The sequence below is a fragment of the Pseudomonas sp. JDS28PS106 genome, from assembly GCF_036706555.1.
In the GTDB taxonomy this organism is placed as follows: Bacteria; Pseudomonadota; Gammaproteobacteria; order Pseudomonadales; family Pseudomonadaceae; genus Aquipseudomonas.
In genome coordinates this window covers 391,278-408,291 of record NZ_JBAJGT010000001.1, presented here as the reverse complement: position 1 = coordinate 408,291, position 17,014 = coordinate 391,278, and the positions used below count along the sequence as shown (strand labels likewise).

17 protein-coding genes are annotated in these 17,014 nt (G+C 62.0%); 3 read left to right on the top strand and 14 right to left on the bottom strand.

Translation table 11 applies throughout. The features are described 5' to 3' along the window. Positions 1-53: 53 nt before the first annotated feature. Positions 54-1,091: an LLM class flavin-dependent oxidoreductase gene (locus tag TRP66_RS01765; protein ID WP_333399599.1), complete on the bottom strand. Its 1,038-nt coding sequence runs from the start codon at positions 1,089-1,091 to the stop codon at positions 54-56. 69 nt (positions 1,092-1,160) lie between these two features. Next, positions 1,161-1,646: a flavin reductase family protein gene (locus TRP66_RS01760; protein ID WP_333399598.1), complete on the bottom strand. Its 486-nt coding sequence runs from the start codon at positions 1,644-1,646 to the stop codon at positions 1,161-1,163. A gap of 740 nt (positions 1,647-2,386) precedes the next feature. On the opposite strand from TRP66_RS01760, the gene TRP66_RS01755 reads away from it, so the two are divergent. After that, the gene (locus TRP66_RS01755) at positions 2,387-3,793 is read left to right on the top strand and encodes a purine-cytosine permease family protein (RefSeq protein ID WP_333399597.1); all 1,407 of its coding nucleotides are present in this window, start codon (positions 2,387-2,389) and stop codon (positions 3,791-3,793) included. A 162-nt stretch (positions 3,794-3,955) separates the two neighbouring features. Here TRP66_RS01755 and TRP66_RS01750 read toward each other — a convergent pair whose 3' ends face one another. From TRP66_RS01750 to ribBA, 5 genes are all read right to left on the bottom strand, one after another. Continuing rightward, on the bottom strand, positions 3,956-5,101 hold the full coding sequence (locus TRP66_RS01750) for an ABC transporter ATP-binding protein (RefSeq protein WP_333399596.1): 1,146 nt from the start codon (positions 5,099-5,101) through the stop codon (positions 3,956-3,958). Next, complete coding sequence (locus tag TRP66_RS01745) at positions 5,098-5,913, bottom strand: ABC transporter permease (RefSeq protein ID WP_333399595.1); 816 nt, start codon at positions 5,911-5,913, stop codon at positions 5,098-5,100. The genes TRP66_RS01750 and TRP66_RS01745 overlap by 4 nt, the downstream gene beginning before the upstream one ends. Before the next feature lie 6 nt (positions 5,914-5,919). Continuing rightward, complete coding sequence (locus TRP66_RS01740; RefSeq protein WP_333399594.1) at positions 5,920-6,843, bottom strand: ABC transporter permease; 924 nt, start codon at positions 6,841-6,843, stop codon at positions 5,920-5,922. Continuing rightward, a complete protein-coding gene (locus tag TRP66_RS01735; RefSeq protein WP_333399593.1) occupies positions 6,828-7,853 on the bottom strand; it encodes an ABC transporter substrate-binding protein in 1,026 nt (341 codons plus the stop codon). The genes TRP66_RS01740 and TRP66_RS01735 overlap by 16 nt, the downstream gene beginning before the upstream one ends. Before the next feature lie 277 nt (positions 7,854-8,130). Further along, positions 8,131-9,240: a bifunctional 3,4-dihydroxy-2-butanone-4-phosphate synthase/GTP cyclohydrolase II gene (gene ribBA / locus TRP66_RS01730; RefSeq protein WP_333399592.1), complete on the bottom strand. Its 1,110-nt coding sequence runs from the start codon at positions 9,238-9,240 to the stop codon at positions 8,131-8,133. Positions 9,241-9,328: 88 nt separating this feature from the next. Here ribBA and TRP66_RS01725 point away from each other — a divergent pair, with 88 nt between their 5' ends. Then, entirely contained in the window at positions 9,329-9,625 is a 297-nt protein-coding gene (locus tag TRP66_RS01725; protein WP_333399591.1) for a DUF1330 domain-containing protein, read from the top strand. 29 nt (positions 9,626-9,654) lie between these two features. On the opposite strand, the gene TRP66_RS01720 is transcribed toward TRP66_RS01725, so the two are convergent. The 7 genes from TRP66_RS01720 to TRP66_RS01690 all read right to left on the bottom strand — a co-directional run bounded on the left by TRP66_RS01720 (position 9,655) and on the right by TRP66_RS01690 (position 15,968). Further along, positions 9,655-10,218, bottom strand: coding sequence for an NUDIX hydrolase (locus tag TRP66_RS01720; protein ID WP_333399590.1), 564 nt, complete (start codon positions 10,216-10,218; stop codon positions 9,655-9,657). Between the two features lies 1 nt (position 10,219). Further along, positions 10,220-10,972, bottom strand: coding sequence for a GntR family transcriptional regulator (locus TRP66_RS01715; RefSeq protein ID WP_333399589.1), 753 nt, complete (start codon positions 10,970-10,972; stop codon positions 10,220-10,222). Positions 10,973-11,158: 186 nt separating this feature from the next. Then, positions 11,159-11,644 (bottom strand): flavin reductase family protein, encoded by a 486-nt coding sequence (locus TRP66_RS01710; protein ID WP_333399588.1) that lies wholly within the window; start codon positions 11,642-11,644, stop codon positions 11,159-11,161. Positions 11,645-11,659: 15 nt separating this feature from the next. Beyond that, the gene (locus TRP66_RS01705; RefSeq protein WP_333399587.1) at positions 11,660-13,141 is read right to left on the bottom strand and encodes an aldehyde dehydrogenase; all 1,482 of its coding nucleotides are present in this window, start codon (positions 13,139-13,141) and stop codon (positions 11,660-11,662) included. Then, a complete protein-coding gene (locus tag TRP66_RS01700) occupies positions 13,138-13,971 on the bottom strand; it encodes an alpha/beta fold hydrolase (RefSeq protein ID WP_333399586.1) in 834 nt (277 codons plus the stop codon). Before TRP66_RS01700 ends, TRP66_RS01705 begins: the two co-directional genes overlap by 4 nt. Positions 13,972-14,007: 36 nt before the next feature. Next, positions 14,008-14,598: an amino acid synthesis family protein gene (locus tag TRP66_RS01695; RefSeq protein ID WP_333399585.1), complete on the bottom strand. Its 591-nt coding sequence runs from the start codon at positions 14,596-14,598 to the stop codon at positions 14,008-14,010. 203 nt (positions 14,599-14,801) lie between these two features. After that, positions 14,802-15,968 (bottom strand): MFS transporter, encoded by a 1,167-nt coding sequence (locus TRP66_RS01690; RefSeq protein ID WP_333399584.1) that lies wholly within the window; start codon positions 15,966-15,968, stop codon positions 14,802-14,804. 94 nt (positions 15,969-16,062) lie between these two features. Between TRP66_RS01690 and TRP66_RS01685 the strand changes: the two genes are divergently transcribed. After that, positions 16,063-16,956, top strand: coding sequence for a LysR family transcriptional regulator (locus TRP66_RS01685; RefSeq protein WP_333399583.1), 894 nt, complete (start codon positions 16,063-16,065; stop codon positions 16,954-16,956). Positions 16,957-17,014 lie beyond the last annotated feature (58 nt).

Below are 17,014 nucleotides of genomic sequence, written 5' to 3'. Positions count from 1 at the left end.
GTGCAAAACAGAAAAACCAGGCATCGGCCTGGTTTTTCTGTGCTGCCCATTGCTCAGCGGAATGCCGGTACCACGTGCTTGATAAACAGCTCCAGCGATTTTTTCTTTTCCGCGTGCGGCAAGCTGTTGTCGCACCAGAAACTGAATTCGTCGACGCCCAGTTCCTGGTAATAGCGAATGCGCGGGATGATTTCCTCGGGTGTGCCGATCATGGTGTTCTTGCGAATGTTCTCCAGCTGAAACTCGGGCCGCTCGGCGAACTTCTCTTCGGGGCTGGGCGCCAGAAAACCATTCGTTGGCGTGGTCTTGTTGCCGAACCAGGCATCGAAGGTGCGATAGAACTTCGAAATGGCGGTGGCTCCGACTTCCCAGCCTTCCGGATCTTCCGGGCTGTGCACGTGGGTATGGCGCAGCACCATCAGCTGCGGACGTGGCACGTCCGGATTGTTCGCCAGCGCCGCCTCGAATTTGTTCTTGAGGTCGACTACTTCCTCGTCGCCCTTCATCAGCGGGGTGACCATCACGTTGCAGCCGTTGCGCACGGCAAAGTTGTGCGAATCCGGGTCGCGCGCCGCGATCCACATCGGTGGGGTGCCGACCGGTTTCGGTACGCTGGTGGACGTGGGGAATTTCCAGATCTCGCCGTCGTGGGCGTAATCGCCTTTCCACAGCGCGCGAATCACCGGAACCATCTCGCGCAGCGCCTTGCCGCCTTCGGAGGCAGGCATGCCGCCGGCCATGCGATCGAACTCGACCTGGTAAGCACCGCGGGCCAGGCCGACTTCCATGCGTCCGTTGCTGATCACATCCAGCAACGCACATTCACCGGCGACCCGCAACGGGTGCCAGAAGGGCGCAATGATCGTGCCCGCGCCCAGCCGGATGGTGTCGGTTCTGGCCGCAAGGTAGGCGAGCAACGGCATCGGGCTCGGCGAGATGGTGTACTCCATGGCGTGATGCTCGCCGATCCAGACCGTGCTGAAACCGCCTTTCTCCGCCATCAGCGTCAGTTCGGTCAGATCCTCGAACAGCTGACGATGGCTGACACTTTCATCCCAGCGTTCCATATGTACGAACAACGAAAATTTCATGACTCACCCTCGTTTTCAATCAGAGTGCCCGCGGACAGGCGATAAAGCGGTGTGATACGCGTGAGCTGATCATGCGAGTTCTGGCAACGCCGCCATCTGGCCGCGGCAGTACACCAGCGGCGCGGCGGGCTGCTCGGGCAGGATCAGATTCTTGACCGCGCCAACCATGATCGCGTGATCACCGCCTTCGTATTCGCGCCACAGCTCGCATTCGATGATCGCCGTCGCGTTGGCAAGCAGGGGATTGCCCAACTCGCTCAGGGTCCAGTCGATTCCGGCGGCTTTGTCCTTGCCTTTGCGCGCGAATGCATAGGCCTCGGCTTGCTGAGTGCCGGACAGCAGGTGAATGGCGAAACGCCGGTTGCGGATCAGTGTGGGGTAGGAGTCCGAGCTGTAATTGGGGCAGAACAGCACCAGAGGAGGGTCCATCGAAAGCGAGCTGAAGGCGCTTGCGGTCAGGCCGACCACTTCGCCGTCGTCGTTCAGTGTGGTGATGACAGTGACACCGGAAGGGAACGAGCCCAGCACGTTCTTGTAGGCAGTTGCGTCGATCATTGTAATACCTCTGCGGCTGCGCCGGAGCGATGAATTATTGTTGTCTGATGGTATACCGTAATATTTCGATGGCAAGCGTTTTTTCTGATGGGCTGCGCGACTCACACGAATACCCAATGTAAGTGGGAGCGAGCTTGCTCGCGAAAGCGGTGCGCCGGTCGACATCGAGGTCTCTGACAGATTGCATTCGCGAGCAAGCTCGATCCTACGGCTACGCGGATATCACGCATCGAGCCGCCCGGCTGGATCACGGCAGTGTCAGAGCCGCTCCATGAGCGCGCTCGTCGGGAGCCTGGTTGCACCACCAAGCGGGGGTTGCGTGATATTGGCATACCATAATATGGTGTAGCCAAAGTGATCGGCAGAATCGGCCTGCGCATGTGTCGAGATCCAGCTACATGTACCGCAGATCCCGTCACGATTTGGCTCAATACAACAACAATTCAGGCGAGACAATGTTCAAGAACTCTACTCAAAGCTGCCCCCTCACGTTATACGGACTCCTTCCATCGCCTCGACAGCCAGACGTTTGCAGCGGACATCGGCCTCCAGGTTGAAGCGACCGCCCAGGTTCGCTTGGTTCCCTGCGTAAAGCTTCGGCCCGCGATATCCGTATCGACGAAGCCGTCCGCTGCCTGATTCGTTCCGGCGGCTGGCAGCGTCGCGGTCACGCGCATCCGAAGCCTACGTCTCCGGCGCCTCGACAAAGACGCCAGGCCCACGGTTTCGAGATCCAGACTATGTCCCAGAACAATGCTTCCGCTCCCCTGATTGAAAACCACACCGTCGATTACGTGCCTCTGGCCGAACGTCATGGCAAGGCCAGAGACCTTTTCACGCTGTGGTTCAGTACCAACATAGCGCCGCTGCCCATCGTGACCGGCGCGATGGCAGTGCAGGTGTTCCACCTTGATTTATTCTGGGGTCTGCTGGCGATCATCGCCGGCAACATGATTGGCGGACTGGTGATCGGTCTGGCTTCGGCGCAAGGTCCGCGCCTGGGAATCCCGCAGATGGTGCAGAGCCGCGGCCAGTTCGGACGCTACGGCGCCTTGCTGATCGTGTTCATCACCGCACTTATCTACGTCGGCTTTTTCATTTCCAACATCGTGTTGTCGGGCAAGTCGATCCAGGGCATCGCGCCCTCGGTATCGCTTTCCAGCGGCATTCTGATCGGTGCCTTGAGTGCCACAGCCATTGGCGTGGTCGGCTACCGTTTCATCCATACCCTCAATCGTATCGGGACCTGGGTGATGGGGTCGGCGTTGCTGGCGGGATTCAGCATGATTTTCCTGCAGGATCTGCCTGCCGATTTCTTCCAGCGCGGCGGCTTCAATCTGTCCGGCTTCCTCGCCACGGTGTCGCTGGGGATCATCTGGCAGATCAGCTTCTCGCCCTATACCTCCGACTATTCCCGCTACCTGCGCTGCGATATCGGCGTTGCCAGGCCATTCTGGGCGACCTATCTGGGGGCCTCGCTGGGCACCATTCTGTCGTTCAGTTTCGGCGCAATCGCGGCGCTTGCCACACCCGAAGGCACCGAGGCGATGGCGGCAGTCAAGCAGTCGACAGGTATTCTCGGGCCGGTGCTGATGGTGTTGTTTCTGTTCAACATCATCAGCCATAACGCGCTGAATCTGTACGGTGCGGTGCTTTCCATCGTCACCTCGATCCAGACCTTCGCCGGCCGCTGGACGCCGAGCGTCAAGGTCCGGGTCATGCTGTCGACGGTGGTGCTCGCCGGCTGCTGCGCAACCGCGCTTTCGGCCTCCAGCGACTTCATCAGTCAGTTCATCGGCCTGATCCTCGCGCTGCTGATCGTGCTGGTGCCCTGGGCGTCGATCAACATCATCGACTTCTACCTGATCAAGCGCGGCGAGTACGACATCGAGTCGATCTTCAAGCCCGATGGCGGCGTGTACGGCCTGTTCAATCCGCACGCGATCGTTGCCTATGCCATCGGCATTCTGGTTCAGATCCCTTTCGCCAATACCGCGTTGTGGGTCGGCCCCTATGCCAACTACATCGAAGGCGTGGACCTGTCCTGGCTGGTCGGGCTTGCGGTGACCTGTCCGCTCTATTACTGCCTGGCGACCCGGAGCAAAGCCCAGGCGGTTCGAGTCGCGCGGCTGCGCTACAACGACTGAACGTCTGGCAGATCGCAAAAGCCCCGGGTTCGCGCCCGGGGCTTTTGTGTTTGGGGAGGTTGATGAACGTGCGCCGGGTGGTCGGCTTTGTCATCTGTGGCGGTGGCCCGAAAACGACAATGCCCTCCGAAGAGGGCATCGTCAGTTATGGGCCGTTGTCGCTCAGTGCGCGCCGGCGGCCTTGTTCAGGTCGCTTTCGGCCCATTCGGTGTAGACGCAAGCATCGGCCGCGGCCCAGCGAACCCGCACCGCGTCTCCGGCCTTGAGCGGCATGCCGGTGGCCGACAACGCCTTGACGGTCATTGCCGAGCCGTTGGCCGTCACCACCGAGCAGGTCTGGCTTTCGCCCAGGAACAGTACTTCGGTCACAGTGGCCGCAACCTCGTTCCATCCCGGTTCGAGCGGCACCTGCTGAGCCTGTGCGGGGCTCAGGGCCAGAGCCTTTTCGGGACGGATCATCAGCAGCACGTCCTGACCGTCAGTCAGTCCGGAGGTGAGGCGGATCGCCTGTGGCTTGCCTTCAAAGGTTGCCACGCCGTTGCCCTGAGCCTTGAGCCGGAGGAAGTTCGAATTGCCCAGAAACGAGGCCACGAACGCATTGGGCGGGTTCTGGTACAGGTCATAGCCCGTGCCCAGCCCGACGATCTTGCCATGACTGAAAATGGCGATGCGCTGTGACAGACGCATCGCTTCTTCCTGGTCATGGGTCACATAGACGATGGTGATTCCCAGCCGCCGATGCAGCTGACGCAATTCGTCCTGCAGGTCTTCACGCAGCTTTTTGTCCAGTGCACCGAGGGGCTCGTCCATCAGCAGAATGCGCGGTTCGTAGACCAGCGCCCGGGCGATGGCCACGCGCTGCTGCTGGCCGCCGGATAGCTGGGCGGGACGGCGGTGGGCGAAGGCTTCGAGTTGCACCAGTTTGAGCATGGCGTCGACGCGCTTGTCGCGTTCAGCCGCCGGCAGTTTGCGAATCGCCAGCGGGAAGGCGATGTTGTCGCGGACCGAGAGGTGCGGGAACAGCGAGTAGCGCTGAAACACCATGCCGATGTCGCGCTTGTGCGGCGGCACATTGACCAGCGATTGTCCGCTGACAAGGATTTCGCCCGAACTGGGCGTTTCGAATCCCGCCAGCATCGACAGCGTCGTGCTCTTGCCCGAGCCGCTGGAGCCGAGGAAGGTCAGGAATTCGCCATCGACGATATCCAGGGAAATGTTGTCCACCGCGGCGAAATCGCCATAGTGCTTGTCGAGATTGCATAGGCTGACGAGGGTCTGCCCGGGTCGTTCCTGCATGACGGCACTCATGATGTGCTCCTGGCTTCGTTGCGGTTTCGCAAGGTGGTGGCAATGATCATCACCAGCACCGACAGACCGATCAGCAGCGTCGAGGCGACGGCGATGACCGGGGTCAGATCCTGACGCAATGTGGTCCACATCTTGACGGGAAGGGTTTGCAGGGTAGGGCTGGCCATCATCACGCTCAGCACCACTTCGTCCCATGAGACCAGAAAGGCGAACAGTGCGCCGGCGATCATGCCCGGACGAATCCCCGGAAAGGTCACCCGATAGATCGCCTGGATCCGTGAGGCCCCGCAGATGACCGCGGCATCCTCAATGGACTGGTCGAACAGTTTCAGGGAGTTGATGATGGAGATGATGGTAAACGGCAACGCCACAATCACGTGGCTGACCACGAACGAGAACAACGTGCCGGTGTAACCGAGCTTGAGGAACAGCGCATAGACTGCTACCGCGATGATCACCAATGGCACGATCATCGGCAGGGTGAACAGCCCGTACAGCAGGTCGCGGCCCGGAAAGCGACCGCGCACCAGAGCGAATGCCGTGGGCAGGCCCAGCGCAACCGCGGCAATGGTGGTCAGGATGGCGACCTTGAAGCTGGACATCGCCGCCGCCATCCACTCCGGATTGGAGAAGAACTGTTCATACCATTTGAGTGTCCAGCCGGGCGGCGGAAACACCAGCCACTGGGACGAGCCGAATGACAACAGGATGATGAACAGGATCGGCAGCAGCAGAAACAGCGCGATCAACCCCGTGGTCAGGTAAAGGCCGCCGCGCAGTCCGGGGCCCATGGCGTTGGGAGTCAGGAGCATGGCGACTTACCTCGCGTGACTGGCGCCAACCGGTGATTCCGGCTGAAGCTTCAGGTAGAAGTAGAACAGCACCAGGGTGATCACGATCAACAGGGCCGCCGCCGCACTGGCCAGTCCCCAGTTGAGGAACGACTGAACCTGCTGGACGATGAACTCGGGTAGCATCATGTTCTGCGCGCCGCCCAGCAGCGCTGGCGTGACGTAGTACCCCAGCGACATCACGAACACCATCAGCCCGCCGGAGAACAGACCCGGACGACACAGCGGCAGGAACACCTTGAAGAAGTTGGTCCGGGGACTGGCGCCGCAAATCGAGCCCGCCTGCAACACCATTGGATCGATGGCCTGCATGGTTGCCTGCAAGGGCAGGACGATGAACGGGATCATGATGTAGCTCATGCCAATCACGACGCCGGTCAGGTTATGCACCATCTCCAGCGGCTGGTCGATGATGCCCAGGGCCATCAGTGTCTTGTTGATGACCCCGGAGGCCTGCAGCAGCACCAGCCAGGAGTAGGTACGCGCCAGCAGGCTGGTCCACATCGACAACAGCACGATATTGAGGATCCAGCGTCCCCAGCCGCGTGGCACCAGCGTGATGACCCATGCCAGCGGAAACCCCAGCAGCAGGCTGAACAAGGTCACCAGTCCCGCGACCGAGAAGGTGTTGAGCAGGACCCGCGAATACGCCGAGTTGGCGAACAGCTGCTCGTAATTGCCCAGGCCCGGAGTCGGCTCCAGCACGCCGCGCAGCAACAGACCGATCAGCGGCGCGAAGAAGAACAGGCCCAGGAAGATCAGTGCCGGCAGCAGATTGCGACTGCCGCGCCAGCGTCTGCTGGACGGCACCGGCGGCAGGGTTCCTGCGTTGATGGCGGCGGCGCCTGGCCCGCGACGGGCCAGCATCGGCATTTTCATTTGACCAGCCATTCGTTCCACCTTGTCGCGATCGCAGGACCGTTCTTGGCCCAATACGCGAAGTCCAGAGTGATTTGATCGGGGGCATAGGCCGTTGGCAGATTGGGCGCCAGCTTGGTATCGAGTTGCTGGACGCTGTCCAGGTTGACCGGGGCGTAGGCGCTGAGGTTGGAGAAGTCGGCCTGGCCCTTGGCGCTGGTGGCGTCAGCGATGAACTTCATCGCCGCGTCCTTGTTTTTCGAACCCTTGGGGACGACGAGGAAATCGGCCATGACCAGGTTCTGCTTCCAGCTCACGCCGACCGGTGCGCCGTCCTGCTGCAAGGCATAGACGCGACCGTTCCACATCTGGCCCATGGAGACTTCGCCCGAGGCAAGCAATTGCTGGGACTGCGCGCCGCCGCCCCACCAGACGATGTCCTTTTTGATGGTGTCGAGCTTCTTGAAGGCCCGGTCAAGGTCCAGCGGGTAGAGCTTGTCGGCGGGCACGCCATCGGCCAGCAGCGCCAGTTCCAGCGTGCCGGGGCTTGGCCACTTGTAGAGCGCGCGTTTGCCGGGGTAAGTCTTGGTGTCGAACAGGGCAGCCCAGTCGGCTGGCGCTTTACCGCCTGTCTTGCCCTCGTTGTAGCCCAGCACGAACGAGAAGAAGAACGAGCCGGCGCCGTGATCGGACACGAAGCGCGGGTCGATCCGGGCGCGGTCGATGGTCTTGAAATCCAGTGGTTCGAGCAGTCCTTCGGCTGCGGCGCGCAGGGCGAAATCGGCTTCGACGTCGACCACATCCCACTGCACGTTGCCGCTCTCGACCATGGCCTTGAGCTTGCCGTAGTCGGTCGGGCCGTCCTGCACAACGGTGATGCCGGTGGTCTTGCTGAACGGTGCTGCCCACGCCTGTTTCTGCGCGTCCTGGGTGGTACCGCCCCAGCTGACGAAATTGACGCTTTCAGCCGCCAGTGCACCAAAGCTTGAACAGGCTAGCAGCCCTGCGGCCAGAATGGCCGTGGCATGTTTTTTCAACACCATTTTTACGCCCTCATTTTCTTGTGTTTGTGAGCGGGCTTTGCTGACCCGCTGGATCGGGAGCAGGGTCTTGCGACCTTAAAACAGGTGATCGATCAGGCTTTTTTAAGGTTTTCCCAAGCCGGACGGCCTTATCATTCGGCCGGCTTCTGGAATGTCATATTATGGTATTCCAAACTTTGCGCAAGCGATTTCCGGTATCCGGCGGTGCGAGGGCGACAGCGGACTCGACACGTTACTGCCGAGGCCCGGCGAATGAGCTGGAGCCACTGGCGTGCGATCAACCGGCGAAGGGCACGCTTTCGACGACCTCCAGGTCATAACCCGTTAGCCCGGCATATTTCAGGGGCGGCCCGAGGTGACGCAACTTGCCGACGCCCAGATCCTGGAGAATCTGCGCGCCTGTACCCACTTCGGAGTAAATCCGCGATTGGGAGCGGGTGTACTGACGCGGTGGACGGGTCAGATGCGGGACGCGTTCGAGCAGCGCTTGAGAAGATTCATGGTTGGCCAGCACCACCACGACGCCACGGCCTTCCTGTGCGACTCGCTCAAGCGCCGCCCACAGCGTCCAGTTGGCGGGACCTGTGTATTGCGCACCGACCAGATCGCGCAGGGGATCGACCACATGCACCCGGACCAGAACCGGCTCGTCCCGGCGGATATCGCCCATGACCATTGCCATGTGCACGCCGCCTTCGATCCGGTCTTCGTAGCTGAACAGCTGGAAGGTGCCGTGCACCGTAGGCAGTTCCCGCTCACCGATGCGTGCGACCGTGTGCTCGTGGCTGAGCCGGTAATGAATCAGGTCGGCAATGGTGCCGATGCGAATCCCGTGTCTGGCGGCGAAACGTTCCAGATCGGGGCGACGCGCCATGGTGCCGTCATCGTTCATGACCTCGACGATCACCGAAGCGGGGGTGAAACCTGCCAGCCGCGCCAGATCGCAGCCTGCTTCGGTATGCCCGGCGCGCGTCAGCACGCCGCCGTCCCGGGCTCGCAGAGGGAAAATATGGCCCGGCTGAACCAGATCCTCGGCAACGGCGTCAGGATGCACGGCCGCCGCTACGGTTCGCGCCCGGTCCGCGGCGCTGATGCCGGTGGTGACGCCGGTAGCGGCTTCGATGGAAACAGTGAACGCCGTCGCGAATGCGCTGCCATTGGCGGGCACCATCTGCTCCAGACCCAGGCGTGTGCAGTGCTCGTCCGTCAGGGTGAGGCAGATCAGGCCGCGTGCTTCGCGCGCCATGAAACTGATCGCTTCAGCAGTGCAGCGATCGGCGGCAAGCAGCAGATCACCTTCGTTTTCCCGATCCTCATCGTCGACCAGCAAGACCATCTTGCCCTGTCGGTAGTCTTCAATAATGTCTTCAATACGATCGAATGCCATGACGAGATCTCGCAGGAAATGTGCGTATCATGGTATACCATAATACGTATGTTTCGCAGGCTCATTCCATCATCCCAGGGAGAACATCATGAAGGCTTACTGGATAGCGCATGTCGATGTCAGCGACCCCACGCAATACGGCGAGTACACCCGACGCGCACCCGCTGCGTTCGAACAGTTCGGCGGAAAGTTCCTGGCGCGCGGCGGCCGCTCGGAAGCGCTGGAGGGCGGAGCGTCTCCGCAGCGCTCGGTGGTGATCGAGTTCGACAGCTACGAGCAGGCGCTGGCGTGTTACCGCTCCGAGCAGTATCAACAGGCGATGAGCCACCGCAAGGATGTGGCGCAGGCGCGGATCGTCATCGTGGAGGGCGTGGAGACGCCTTGAGAGCAACAGGCGCGGGTACGTGACGGCGGTCAGCGAATGAAATGCACTTTGCCGCTGTCGTCATTGCCCATGTAGATGCCGTAAACCCCGGCCTGCCGTTCGGCGATGTAGCGCTCCAGAATCTGGCGGATGGCCGGGTAATAGATGCTGTCCCAGGGAATGTCTTGCGGCGCGAAGAACTTGTAGTCCAGGGTTTCAGGTCCGAACTGGCCGGTGATTTCCAGGGCAATCGCGCGAAAGACGATGTAGACCTCGCTGATCTTCGGCACGCTGAAGATGGAGTAGGGCGAGACGATCTCGGCGCGCACGCCGCTTTCTTCCCACACCTCGCGAAGCGCGGCCTGCTCAGTGGTTTCGCCGCTTTCCATGAACCCGGCCGGAAGGGTCCAGGTGCCGGGGCGCGGAGGAATCGCCCGCTGGCACAGCAGGTATTTGCCATCCTGCTCGATGATGCAGCCGGCGATGATCTTGGGATTGATGTAGTGAATGTACTGACAATCCGCGCACATGAGCCGCAGGTGGGTGTCGCCTGGCGGCGTGCGCTGCGCCAGGCTGGCGCTACCGCATTGGGGGCAGAAGCGCGGGGTTGGCATGTCAGTAGCCTATGCGAGGTTCTTTGAGACCGACGGGCGCGACGATCTCGCGGACAGGGGCGTCGTCGTCCTGCTTGGACTTCAGATACTCCAGCGCGATTTTCGCAGCATTGCGCACGTGGTCGACCGATGCCTGGTGAGCCGCGAGCGGGTCACCGCTCTTGATCGCCTCGACCATGCGTTCCATTTCCTGATTGCTGGCGCCTCGACGGTTCTCCTGAGAGACCGATGTTGCGCGCAGATAGCTGATACGTGCCTGCAACTGGCGCAACTGGGTGGCGGCGACGTGGTTGCCGGAGCCTTCGAGCAGCACGTCATAGAAGCCCTGAACCGAATCGATGACCTGCTGCAGTTCGCCGTCCTTCAGCGCCTTGCGGTTGGCGTCCAGGGCTTTTTCCAGTGCGCGGATATCCTTGGGCTTGGCGCGCAGCGTGAACAGCTGGACGATCAGCCCTTCCAGCACACAGCGCAATTCATAGATGTCGCAGGCGTCTTCCAGGGTGATGATGGCGACCCGTGGCCCCTTGGCGTCGGCGAATTCCACCAGGCCTTCGGATTCCAGGTGACGCAGCGCCTCGCGCACGGATGTGCGGCTGACGCCCAGCCGGTCGCATAGGTCGCGCTCGACCAGACGGTCTCCTGGCAACAGCTGGAAGTTCATGATCGCGCCACGCAGCTTGTCGAGCACGATCTCGCGCAGCGTGACGGGGTTGCGATTGACCTTGAAATTGTCGTCGAGTGGCAGGCGTTTCATCGGCGGTGCTCAGAGGTGGTCTGTCCAGAATACAACCGCGTTCGGCGCAATGCCGCGCGGCGCGATGTAGACAATGGCCCGGGACGAACCGGGCCGCTGCCGCATGGCTGGGTCATCCAGACCCAGGCTGGCGAGTTTATCACGCTGGCCGTCACATCCACCAAGAAGCCCCGCTTGCTCGCCGGTTCAGGCCAGCCCCGGCAGAGCGCCCAGCTTGCCGCGGTGATACAGCATCGGCGTAGGCGGCGTCTGGGGCAGGATCAGGTTCTTCACGGCGCCGACGATGATCGCGTGGTCGCCGCCGTCGTATTCGCGCCACAATTCGCATTCAATGATCGCGGTGGCTTTGCCGAGCAGCGGGTTGCCCAGCTCGCTCAAGTGCCATTCCACGCCTTTGGCCTTGTCCTTGCCTTTGCCGGCAAAGGCGTAGGCTTCGGCCTGTTGATCAGCGGACAGCAGGTGGATGGCGAACTGTTTGCTCTCACGCAGCACCGGGTAGGTGTCCGATGCATAGTTGGGACAGAACAGCACCAGCGCCGGGTCGATGGACAGAGCGCTGAAGGCGCTGGCGGTGATACCCGTCAGATTGCCTTCGGCGTCCAGTGTAGTGACGATCGTGACGCCCGAAGGAAACGACGCCATGACTTCTTTATATATGCCGGGTTCGATCATCGCGGGTGATCTCCTTCAACGCATCACGAATGGGTCTGGCATGGGCGCCTGGGACAGGTTGATCCATACCGTCTTGAGTTCGGTGTAGGCGAGCACCGAATCGATGCCGCTTTCGCGCCCATAACCGCTGTTCTTGAAGCCGCCGATCGGTGCCATCGCCGATACCGCGCGGTAGGTGTTGACCCAGACGATGCCGGAGCGAATATCACGGGCCATTCGGTGCGCCCGGCCGAGGTCTCTCGTCCAGATGCCGGCCGCCAGGCCGAACTGCGAGTCGTTGGCAATAGCCAGCGCTTCGGCTTCGTCCTTGAAACGGATCACCGAGGCGACCGGGCCGAAGACTTCCTCCTGCATGATCTTCATCGAGTTGCGATCGCATTCGAACAGCGTCGGTTCGTAGAACCAGCCGTTGCCCGGCATATCAGGGCGCTTGCCGCCGATCCGCAGGCGCGCGCCTTCGGCCAGCGCATCGGCGACCAGTCCTTCGACCACCGCCAGCTGCTGGGCGGTCGCCATCGGTCCCATTTCGCTGTGTTCGTCCTGCGGATTGCCGATGCGGATATGGCTGGCGCGCTCGACCAGCCGGGCGACGAACTGGTCGTAGATCTCGTCCTGCACAAGCAGGCGGGAACCGGACACGCAGCTCTGGCCCGAAGCGGCGTAGATGCCGGCGACGGCTCCATTGATGGCGCTGTCGAGGTCGGCGTCGGCGAAAATGATGTTCGGCGATTTGCCGCCCAGCTCAAGAGACAGCTTGGCGAAGTTCTCGGCACTGCTGCGCACCACATGGCGAGCCGTGGCTGCGCCGCCGGTGAAGGCGATCTTGCGCACCAGAGGATGCCTTGTCAGCGCCGCGCCGGTGCTCGGACCGTACCCGGTCACGACGTTGACGACGCCGGGCGGAAAACCTGCTTCAAGCGCTAGGCGCGCCAGTTCCAGAATGGTCGCAGAAGCGTGCTCGGAAGGTTTGAGCACGATGGTGTTACCTGCGGCCAGTGCCGGAGCCAGCTTGATGGCAGTCAGGTACAGCGGGCTGTTCCAGGGAATGATCCCGGCCACGACGCCCATGGGTTCGTGCACGGTGTAGGCGAACAGATCGGGCTTGTCGAGAGGCAGGGCGCCGCCTTCAAGCTTGTCGGCCAGTCCCGCGGTGTAGTGGAAGAATTCGGGGAGGTAGCTGACCTGGCCGCGAGTCTCGCGGATCAGCTTGCCGTTGTCGCGACTTTCCAGCTGAGCCAGGTGTTCCTTGTGTTCGGCGATCAGGTCGCCCAGGCGACGCAGCAGTTTGCCGCGCGCGGTGGCGGTCAGCCCGCGCCAGGCCGGATTGTCGAACGCGTTCTGCGCGGCCTGGACCGCGCGGTCCACGTCGGCCTCGCTGGCATCGGGCAATTGCGCCCAGGGTTCGGCCAGCGCCGGGTTCAGGCTGTCGAAGGTATTGCCGGACAGCGCATCTACCCACTGTCCGTCGATGCACATCTGAAAGCGGGTGAGGCTCATGCAACTATCCCCTTGATCGAATGTAGGCCTTTGATCGACTTTTCCAGGAACTCCAGCAGCACCTGATTGACCAGTCGCGGCGATTCCACCGGCATCATGTGCCTTTGTTCGGCCAGAATTACCGCCTCGGCGCCGGGAATACGCTGCGCCAGTTGACGCGCCATCTCGGGTGTCGAGCCGGGGTCCAGTTCGCCGGTGGCGACCAGGGTCGGCACTTTGATCTGGGCAAGATCCTCTGCGCGGTACATGTCCTGAGTGGCGAACAGTTTGTAAGTGGTCAGGTAACCCTGGGGATCATTGCTGGCCAGGTTCTGCCGAATGGCCGCCATCTGGGCAGGATTGGCCGCCTGATATTCGCGACTGAACCAGCGCGACAGGGCCTCTGCGGCATTCGCATCCGGGCCGTGCTCGGCGGCCTGACTGGTGCGCGCGATAACGCTGGCGCGCTGTTCCGGGCTGCGGTTGAACACGCTATTGAGCGCCACCAGCCCCGATATCCGGTCGGGAAAATGCAGTGCGAAGGCGCGTGCGACGAGCCCGCCCATCGAGAAGCCGATCACTGTCGCCTGATCGATCCGCAGATGGTCAAGCAGGTCGCGCAACTGTTCCGCGTAGCCCAGCAGACCGGTTTCGGACGCCGGGCGCGGGCTGGCGCCGTGGCCCAGCATGTCGTAGGCAATGACCTGGTAGCGCGGGGCCAGGCCGACGACCTGCCCGCCCCACATTTCCTTGTTCAAGCCCACCCCGTGAATCAACACCACAGGATGGCCTTGGCCGGTCACCAGATAGCTGGTGCCGGTCGGGGTGCGTTCAGCGGTGAGCTGAATCATGGAGTACTCCTGCGCAGCACTGAGAACGAGAGGGGATCACTGCGCCTTTTCAGCGGCCAGTTCTTCCAGGTCGATATAGCGATTACCGATGCGAGGATGCAGGCGCCCGCCATTGGCCGCGCCCAGTACCACGATGATTTCGTCGGCGCGCGGTGCGTCTTCGATCTGCATTTCCAGCGTGATGTAGTGCGAGCGCAGACCTTCGTCGTCCTTGTGCATCATCGGGATCTGAATCGAAGTGCCCGGGCCGCCGCGCTTGTTAGTGAAGCTCAGATAGCTTTTGGCCTGGACCGCTTCGCGGTAATGGTTACCAAAGCGCAGGGTATGGATCACCGCGGAAGCATGCTCGATCTCGCCTTCGGCGCCCACTACGGCTGCCTTGCCGTATGCCTCGATCTTGTCGGCGCCGCCGATGGCGTCGGTCAATCGCTGAACCATCAGTGCGCCCAGATCCGAACAGTTGGCGCGGATTTCAGGCTTCAGGTCTTCGACGAAGCCACGGCCCAGCCAAGGGTTCTTGATCACCACCGCAAGGCCGACCATGGTGACCGGCTTGTCGGTCGCCTTGCCGCCTTCGATGAAGGTTTCTTCGGTGTAATTGACGATCTTGCGGATTTCGAAGCTCATGCGTCTCTCCCGATGTTGTATGGGCTGTATTTGGTATGATGGTATACCATAAGACTAAATGTGCAAGAGCTTTCTGATGTAGTCGCAGGAGGAGGGGGCAGGAGTGCAGCAATACGGATCGCCAGCAAGCTGGCTCCTACGGTCCGTGTAGGAGCCAGCTTGCTGGCGATTGGTTTCGGCGGCGATCTGCCGCGCAGGGTTTTCTATGCCGCGGTTGCCAAGTCCGTCCGGGATCGCCACGCAAAAACCACCACCATGATCAACCCCAGCCCGGCCATCGCAGCTCCGGCCAGGGAGATGGCCGGATAGCCCAGCCCCGCGTTGATCACCGCGCCGCCCAGTGCCGCACCTATCGCATTGCCCAGGTTGAACGCGCCGATGTTCACGGCCGACGCCAGGTTGGGCGCGTCCTTGGCCGCTTCCATCACCCGCATCTGCAACGGAGGCACTAGGGCGAAGCTGGCGATGCCCCAGATCAGAATGCTTACAGCGGCGGCGATCGGCCAGCGCATCAGCAGGGTGAAGGCCAGCAGCACCAGGATCAGCACGCTCAATGACACGATCAGGGTGCGGTCGATGGAACGGTCAGCGGCTTTGCCACCCCACATGTTGCCCAGGGTCAGGCCCACGCCGAACAGCACCAGCATGGCGGTGATGAAGGAGGTGGAGGCGTGGGTTTCGCTGCTCAGGATCGGCGCGATATACGTGAACACCGTGAACATTGCGCCCGAGCCGACCACGGTCAGGGCCAGCGCGCTCAGGACCGGAGCGCGCCCCAATACCCGGATTTCTGCGAGAACGCCGTCACTTTTCGGCAGCGGCAGGTTCGGCAACGCGAACCACAGCGCTGTCATGGTCACGACTCCCAGGCCTGCAATGCCCCAGAACGCCGTGCGCCAGCCAAGTACCTCGCCGAACCAGGTGGCGAGCGGCACTCCGCCGATGGTCGCCAGCGTCAGGCCCATGAACATGGCCGCAACCGCCCCGGCGCGCTTGTCCGGCGCGACCACGCTGGCCGCCACGATGGAACCGACGCCGAAGAACGCGCCATGGTTGAGCGAAGTCACCACACGGGCGATCAGCAGGCTGTAGTAATCGGTCGCCAGAGCGGACATCAGGTTGCCCAGGGTGAAGATCGCCATCAGCCCGATCAGCAGCTGGCGGCGGGGTATCTTTCCGGTGGTCAGGGTCATCAGTGGCGCGCCGAGCAGTACCCCCAGGGCGTAGGCGCTGACCAAAAGACCGGCTGCGGGAATGGAGACACCCAGATCGGCGGCGATGCCGGGCAACATGCCCATGGGCGCAAATTCGGTGACGCCGATGCCGAAGGCACCTGTGGCGAGTGCTATGAGAGGTGGGTTGATACGCATGCAGAGCTCCTTATCTATGCCGCCAATGCTACAATCGCCCCGCCAAGCCCGGTAGACGGGTTTTCTGGCAAACACCTTTGCGCGTGAGGCACAAATGGATTCAGGCGGCAGATCAGGAGAGATGGCGGTGTTCGTTACCGTCGCGCAGGAAGGCAGTCTGTCGGCCGCCGCGCGGGTGCTTGGCCTGACGCCTTCTGCCATCAGCCGGGTCATCGCCCGTACCGAACAACGCCTAGGAACTCGTCTGCTGTTACGCACCACCCGGGCCATTACCTTGACCGCTGAAGGCGAGGCCTATTTGCGTGCCGCGCGACGAATCCTGGCCGACATGGCCGAAGTCGAGGAGGCCATCGCCGATCAGGGCGTGCCCAAAGGCCGGCTGCGAGTCAGTGCCGCGCTTGGCCACGGTCGCATGGCGATCGTGCCTCTGGTCGCGGCCTTCAGCGCCCGCTACCCGAACATCGTCGTCGACCTTAACCTGGGTGATGAGGTGGTCGATATCCTTGGCGGTCAGGCCGATGTGGCCGTTCGGTTCGGCCATCTGCCGGACAGCCCCCTTACGGCGAGGCGCATCGGCGAGACCCGGCAGGTGGTAGTCGCCTCGCCTGAATATCTGCAGCGCCATGGCACCCCCGAGGAGCCGGCTGACCTGTTGCGACACAACTGCCTGCGCTTCAATTTTCGCCGCGCCGAACCCGATTGGCCGTTCAGCAAGGATGGCACCGGCTTTTCCCTGAAAATCAGCGGTAACATCGAATGCAGCAGTGGCGAGGCGCTTGCCCAGTTCGCGCGGGAAGGAGCGGGCATTGCGCGCATCGGTCGCTTCACGGTCGCCGAGGATCTGCGACGCGGTGATCTGGTGCCGCTGCTGGAAGCCTGGAACCCGGGCGATGAGGAGCCGATTCATGCGGTCTTCATCGGCGGGGCGACCATGCCGGCGCGGGTGCGGGTATTCGTGGATTTCCTGCTGGAACATCACCGCATGTGAGGGGGTCTGCTGAAGTGACCTACAATCGAAAGGGCCGGCCATTCTCGGCCCTCACCGT

Excerpts from the sequence above, each read along its gene's own strand:
- TRP66_RS01700 (WP_333399586.1), bottom strand. The coding sequence starts at position 13,971 with ATGATTCAGCTCACCGCTGAACGCACCCCGACCGGCACCAGCTATCTG.
- TRP66_RS01765 (WP_333399599.1), bottom strand. The coding sequence starts at position 1,091 with ATGAAATTTTCGTTGTTCGTACATATGGAACGCTGGGATGAAAGTGTC.
- ribBA (WP_333399592.1), bottom strand. The coding sequence starts at position 9,240 with ATGGCATTCGATCGTATTGAAGACATTATTGAAGACTACCGACAGGGC.
- TRP66_RS01755 (WP_333399597.1), top strand. The coding sequence starts at position 2,387 with ATGTCCCAGAACAATGCTTCCGCTCCCCTGATTGAAAACCACACCGTC.
- TRP66_RS01705 (WP_333399587.1), bottom strand. The coding sequence starts at position 13,141 with ATGAGCCTCACCCGCTTTCAGATGTGCATCGACGGACAGTGGGTAGAT.
- TRP66_RS01695 (WP_333399585.1), bottom strand. The coding sequence starts at position 14,598 with ATGAGCTTCGAAATCCGCAAGATCGTCAATTACACCGAAGAAACCTTC.
- TRP66_RS01690 (WP_333399584.1), bottom strand. The coding sequence starts at position 15,968 with ATGCGTATCAACCCACCTCTCATAGCACTCGCCACAGGTGCCTTCGGC.
- TRP66_RS01710 (WP_333399588.1), bottom strand. The coding sequence starts at position 11,644 with ATGATCGAACCCGGCATATATAAAGAAGTCATGGCGTCGTTTCCTTCG.
- TRP66_RS01735 (WP_333399593.1), bottom strand. The coding sequence starts at position 7,853 with ATGGTGTTGAAAAAACATGCCACGGCCATTCTGGCCGCAGGGCTGCTA.
- TRP66_RS01715 (WP_333399589.1), bottom strand. The coding sequence starts at position 10,972 with ATGAAACGCCTGCCACTCGACGACAATTTCAAGGTCAATCGCAACCCC.
- TRP66_RS01760 (WP_333399598.1), bottom strand. The coding sequence starts at position 1,646 with ATGATCGACGCAACTGCCTACAAGAACGTGCTGGGCTCGTTCCCTTCC.
- TRP66_RS01725 (WP_333399591.1), top strand. The coding sequence starts at position 9,329 with ATGAAGGCTTACTGGATAGCGCATGTCGATGTCAGCGACCCCACGCAA.
- TRP66_RS01750 (WP_333399596.1), bottom strand. The coding sequence starts at position 5,101 with ATGAGTGCCGTCATGCAGGAACGACCCGGGCAGACCCTCGTCAGCCTA.
- TRP66_RS01740 (WP_333399594.1), bottom strand. The coding sequence starts at position 6,843 with ATGGCTGGTCAAATGAAAATGCCGATGCTGGCCCGTCGCGGGCCAGGC.
- TRP66_RS01745 (WP_333399595.1), bottom strand. The coding sequence starts at position 5,913 with ATGCTCCTGACTCCCAACGCCATGGGCCCCGGACTGCGCGGCGGCCTT.
- TRP66_RS01720 (WP_333399590.1), bottom strand. The coding sequence starts at position 10,218 with ATGCCAACCCCGCGCTTCTGCCCCCAATGCGGTAGCGCCAGCCTGGCG.
- TRP66_RS01685 (WP_333399583.1), top strand. The coding sequence starts at position 16,063 with ATGGATTCAGGCGGCAGATCAGGAGAGATGGCGGTGTTCGTTACCGTC.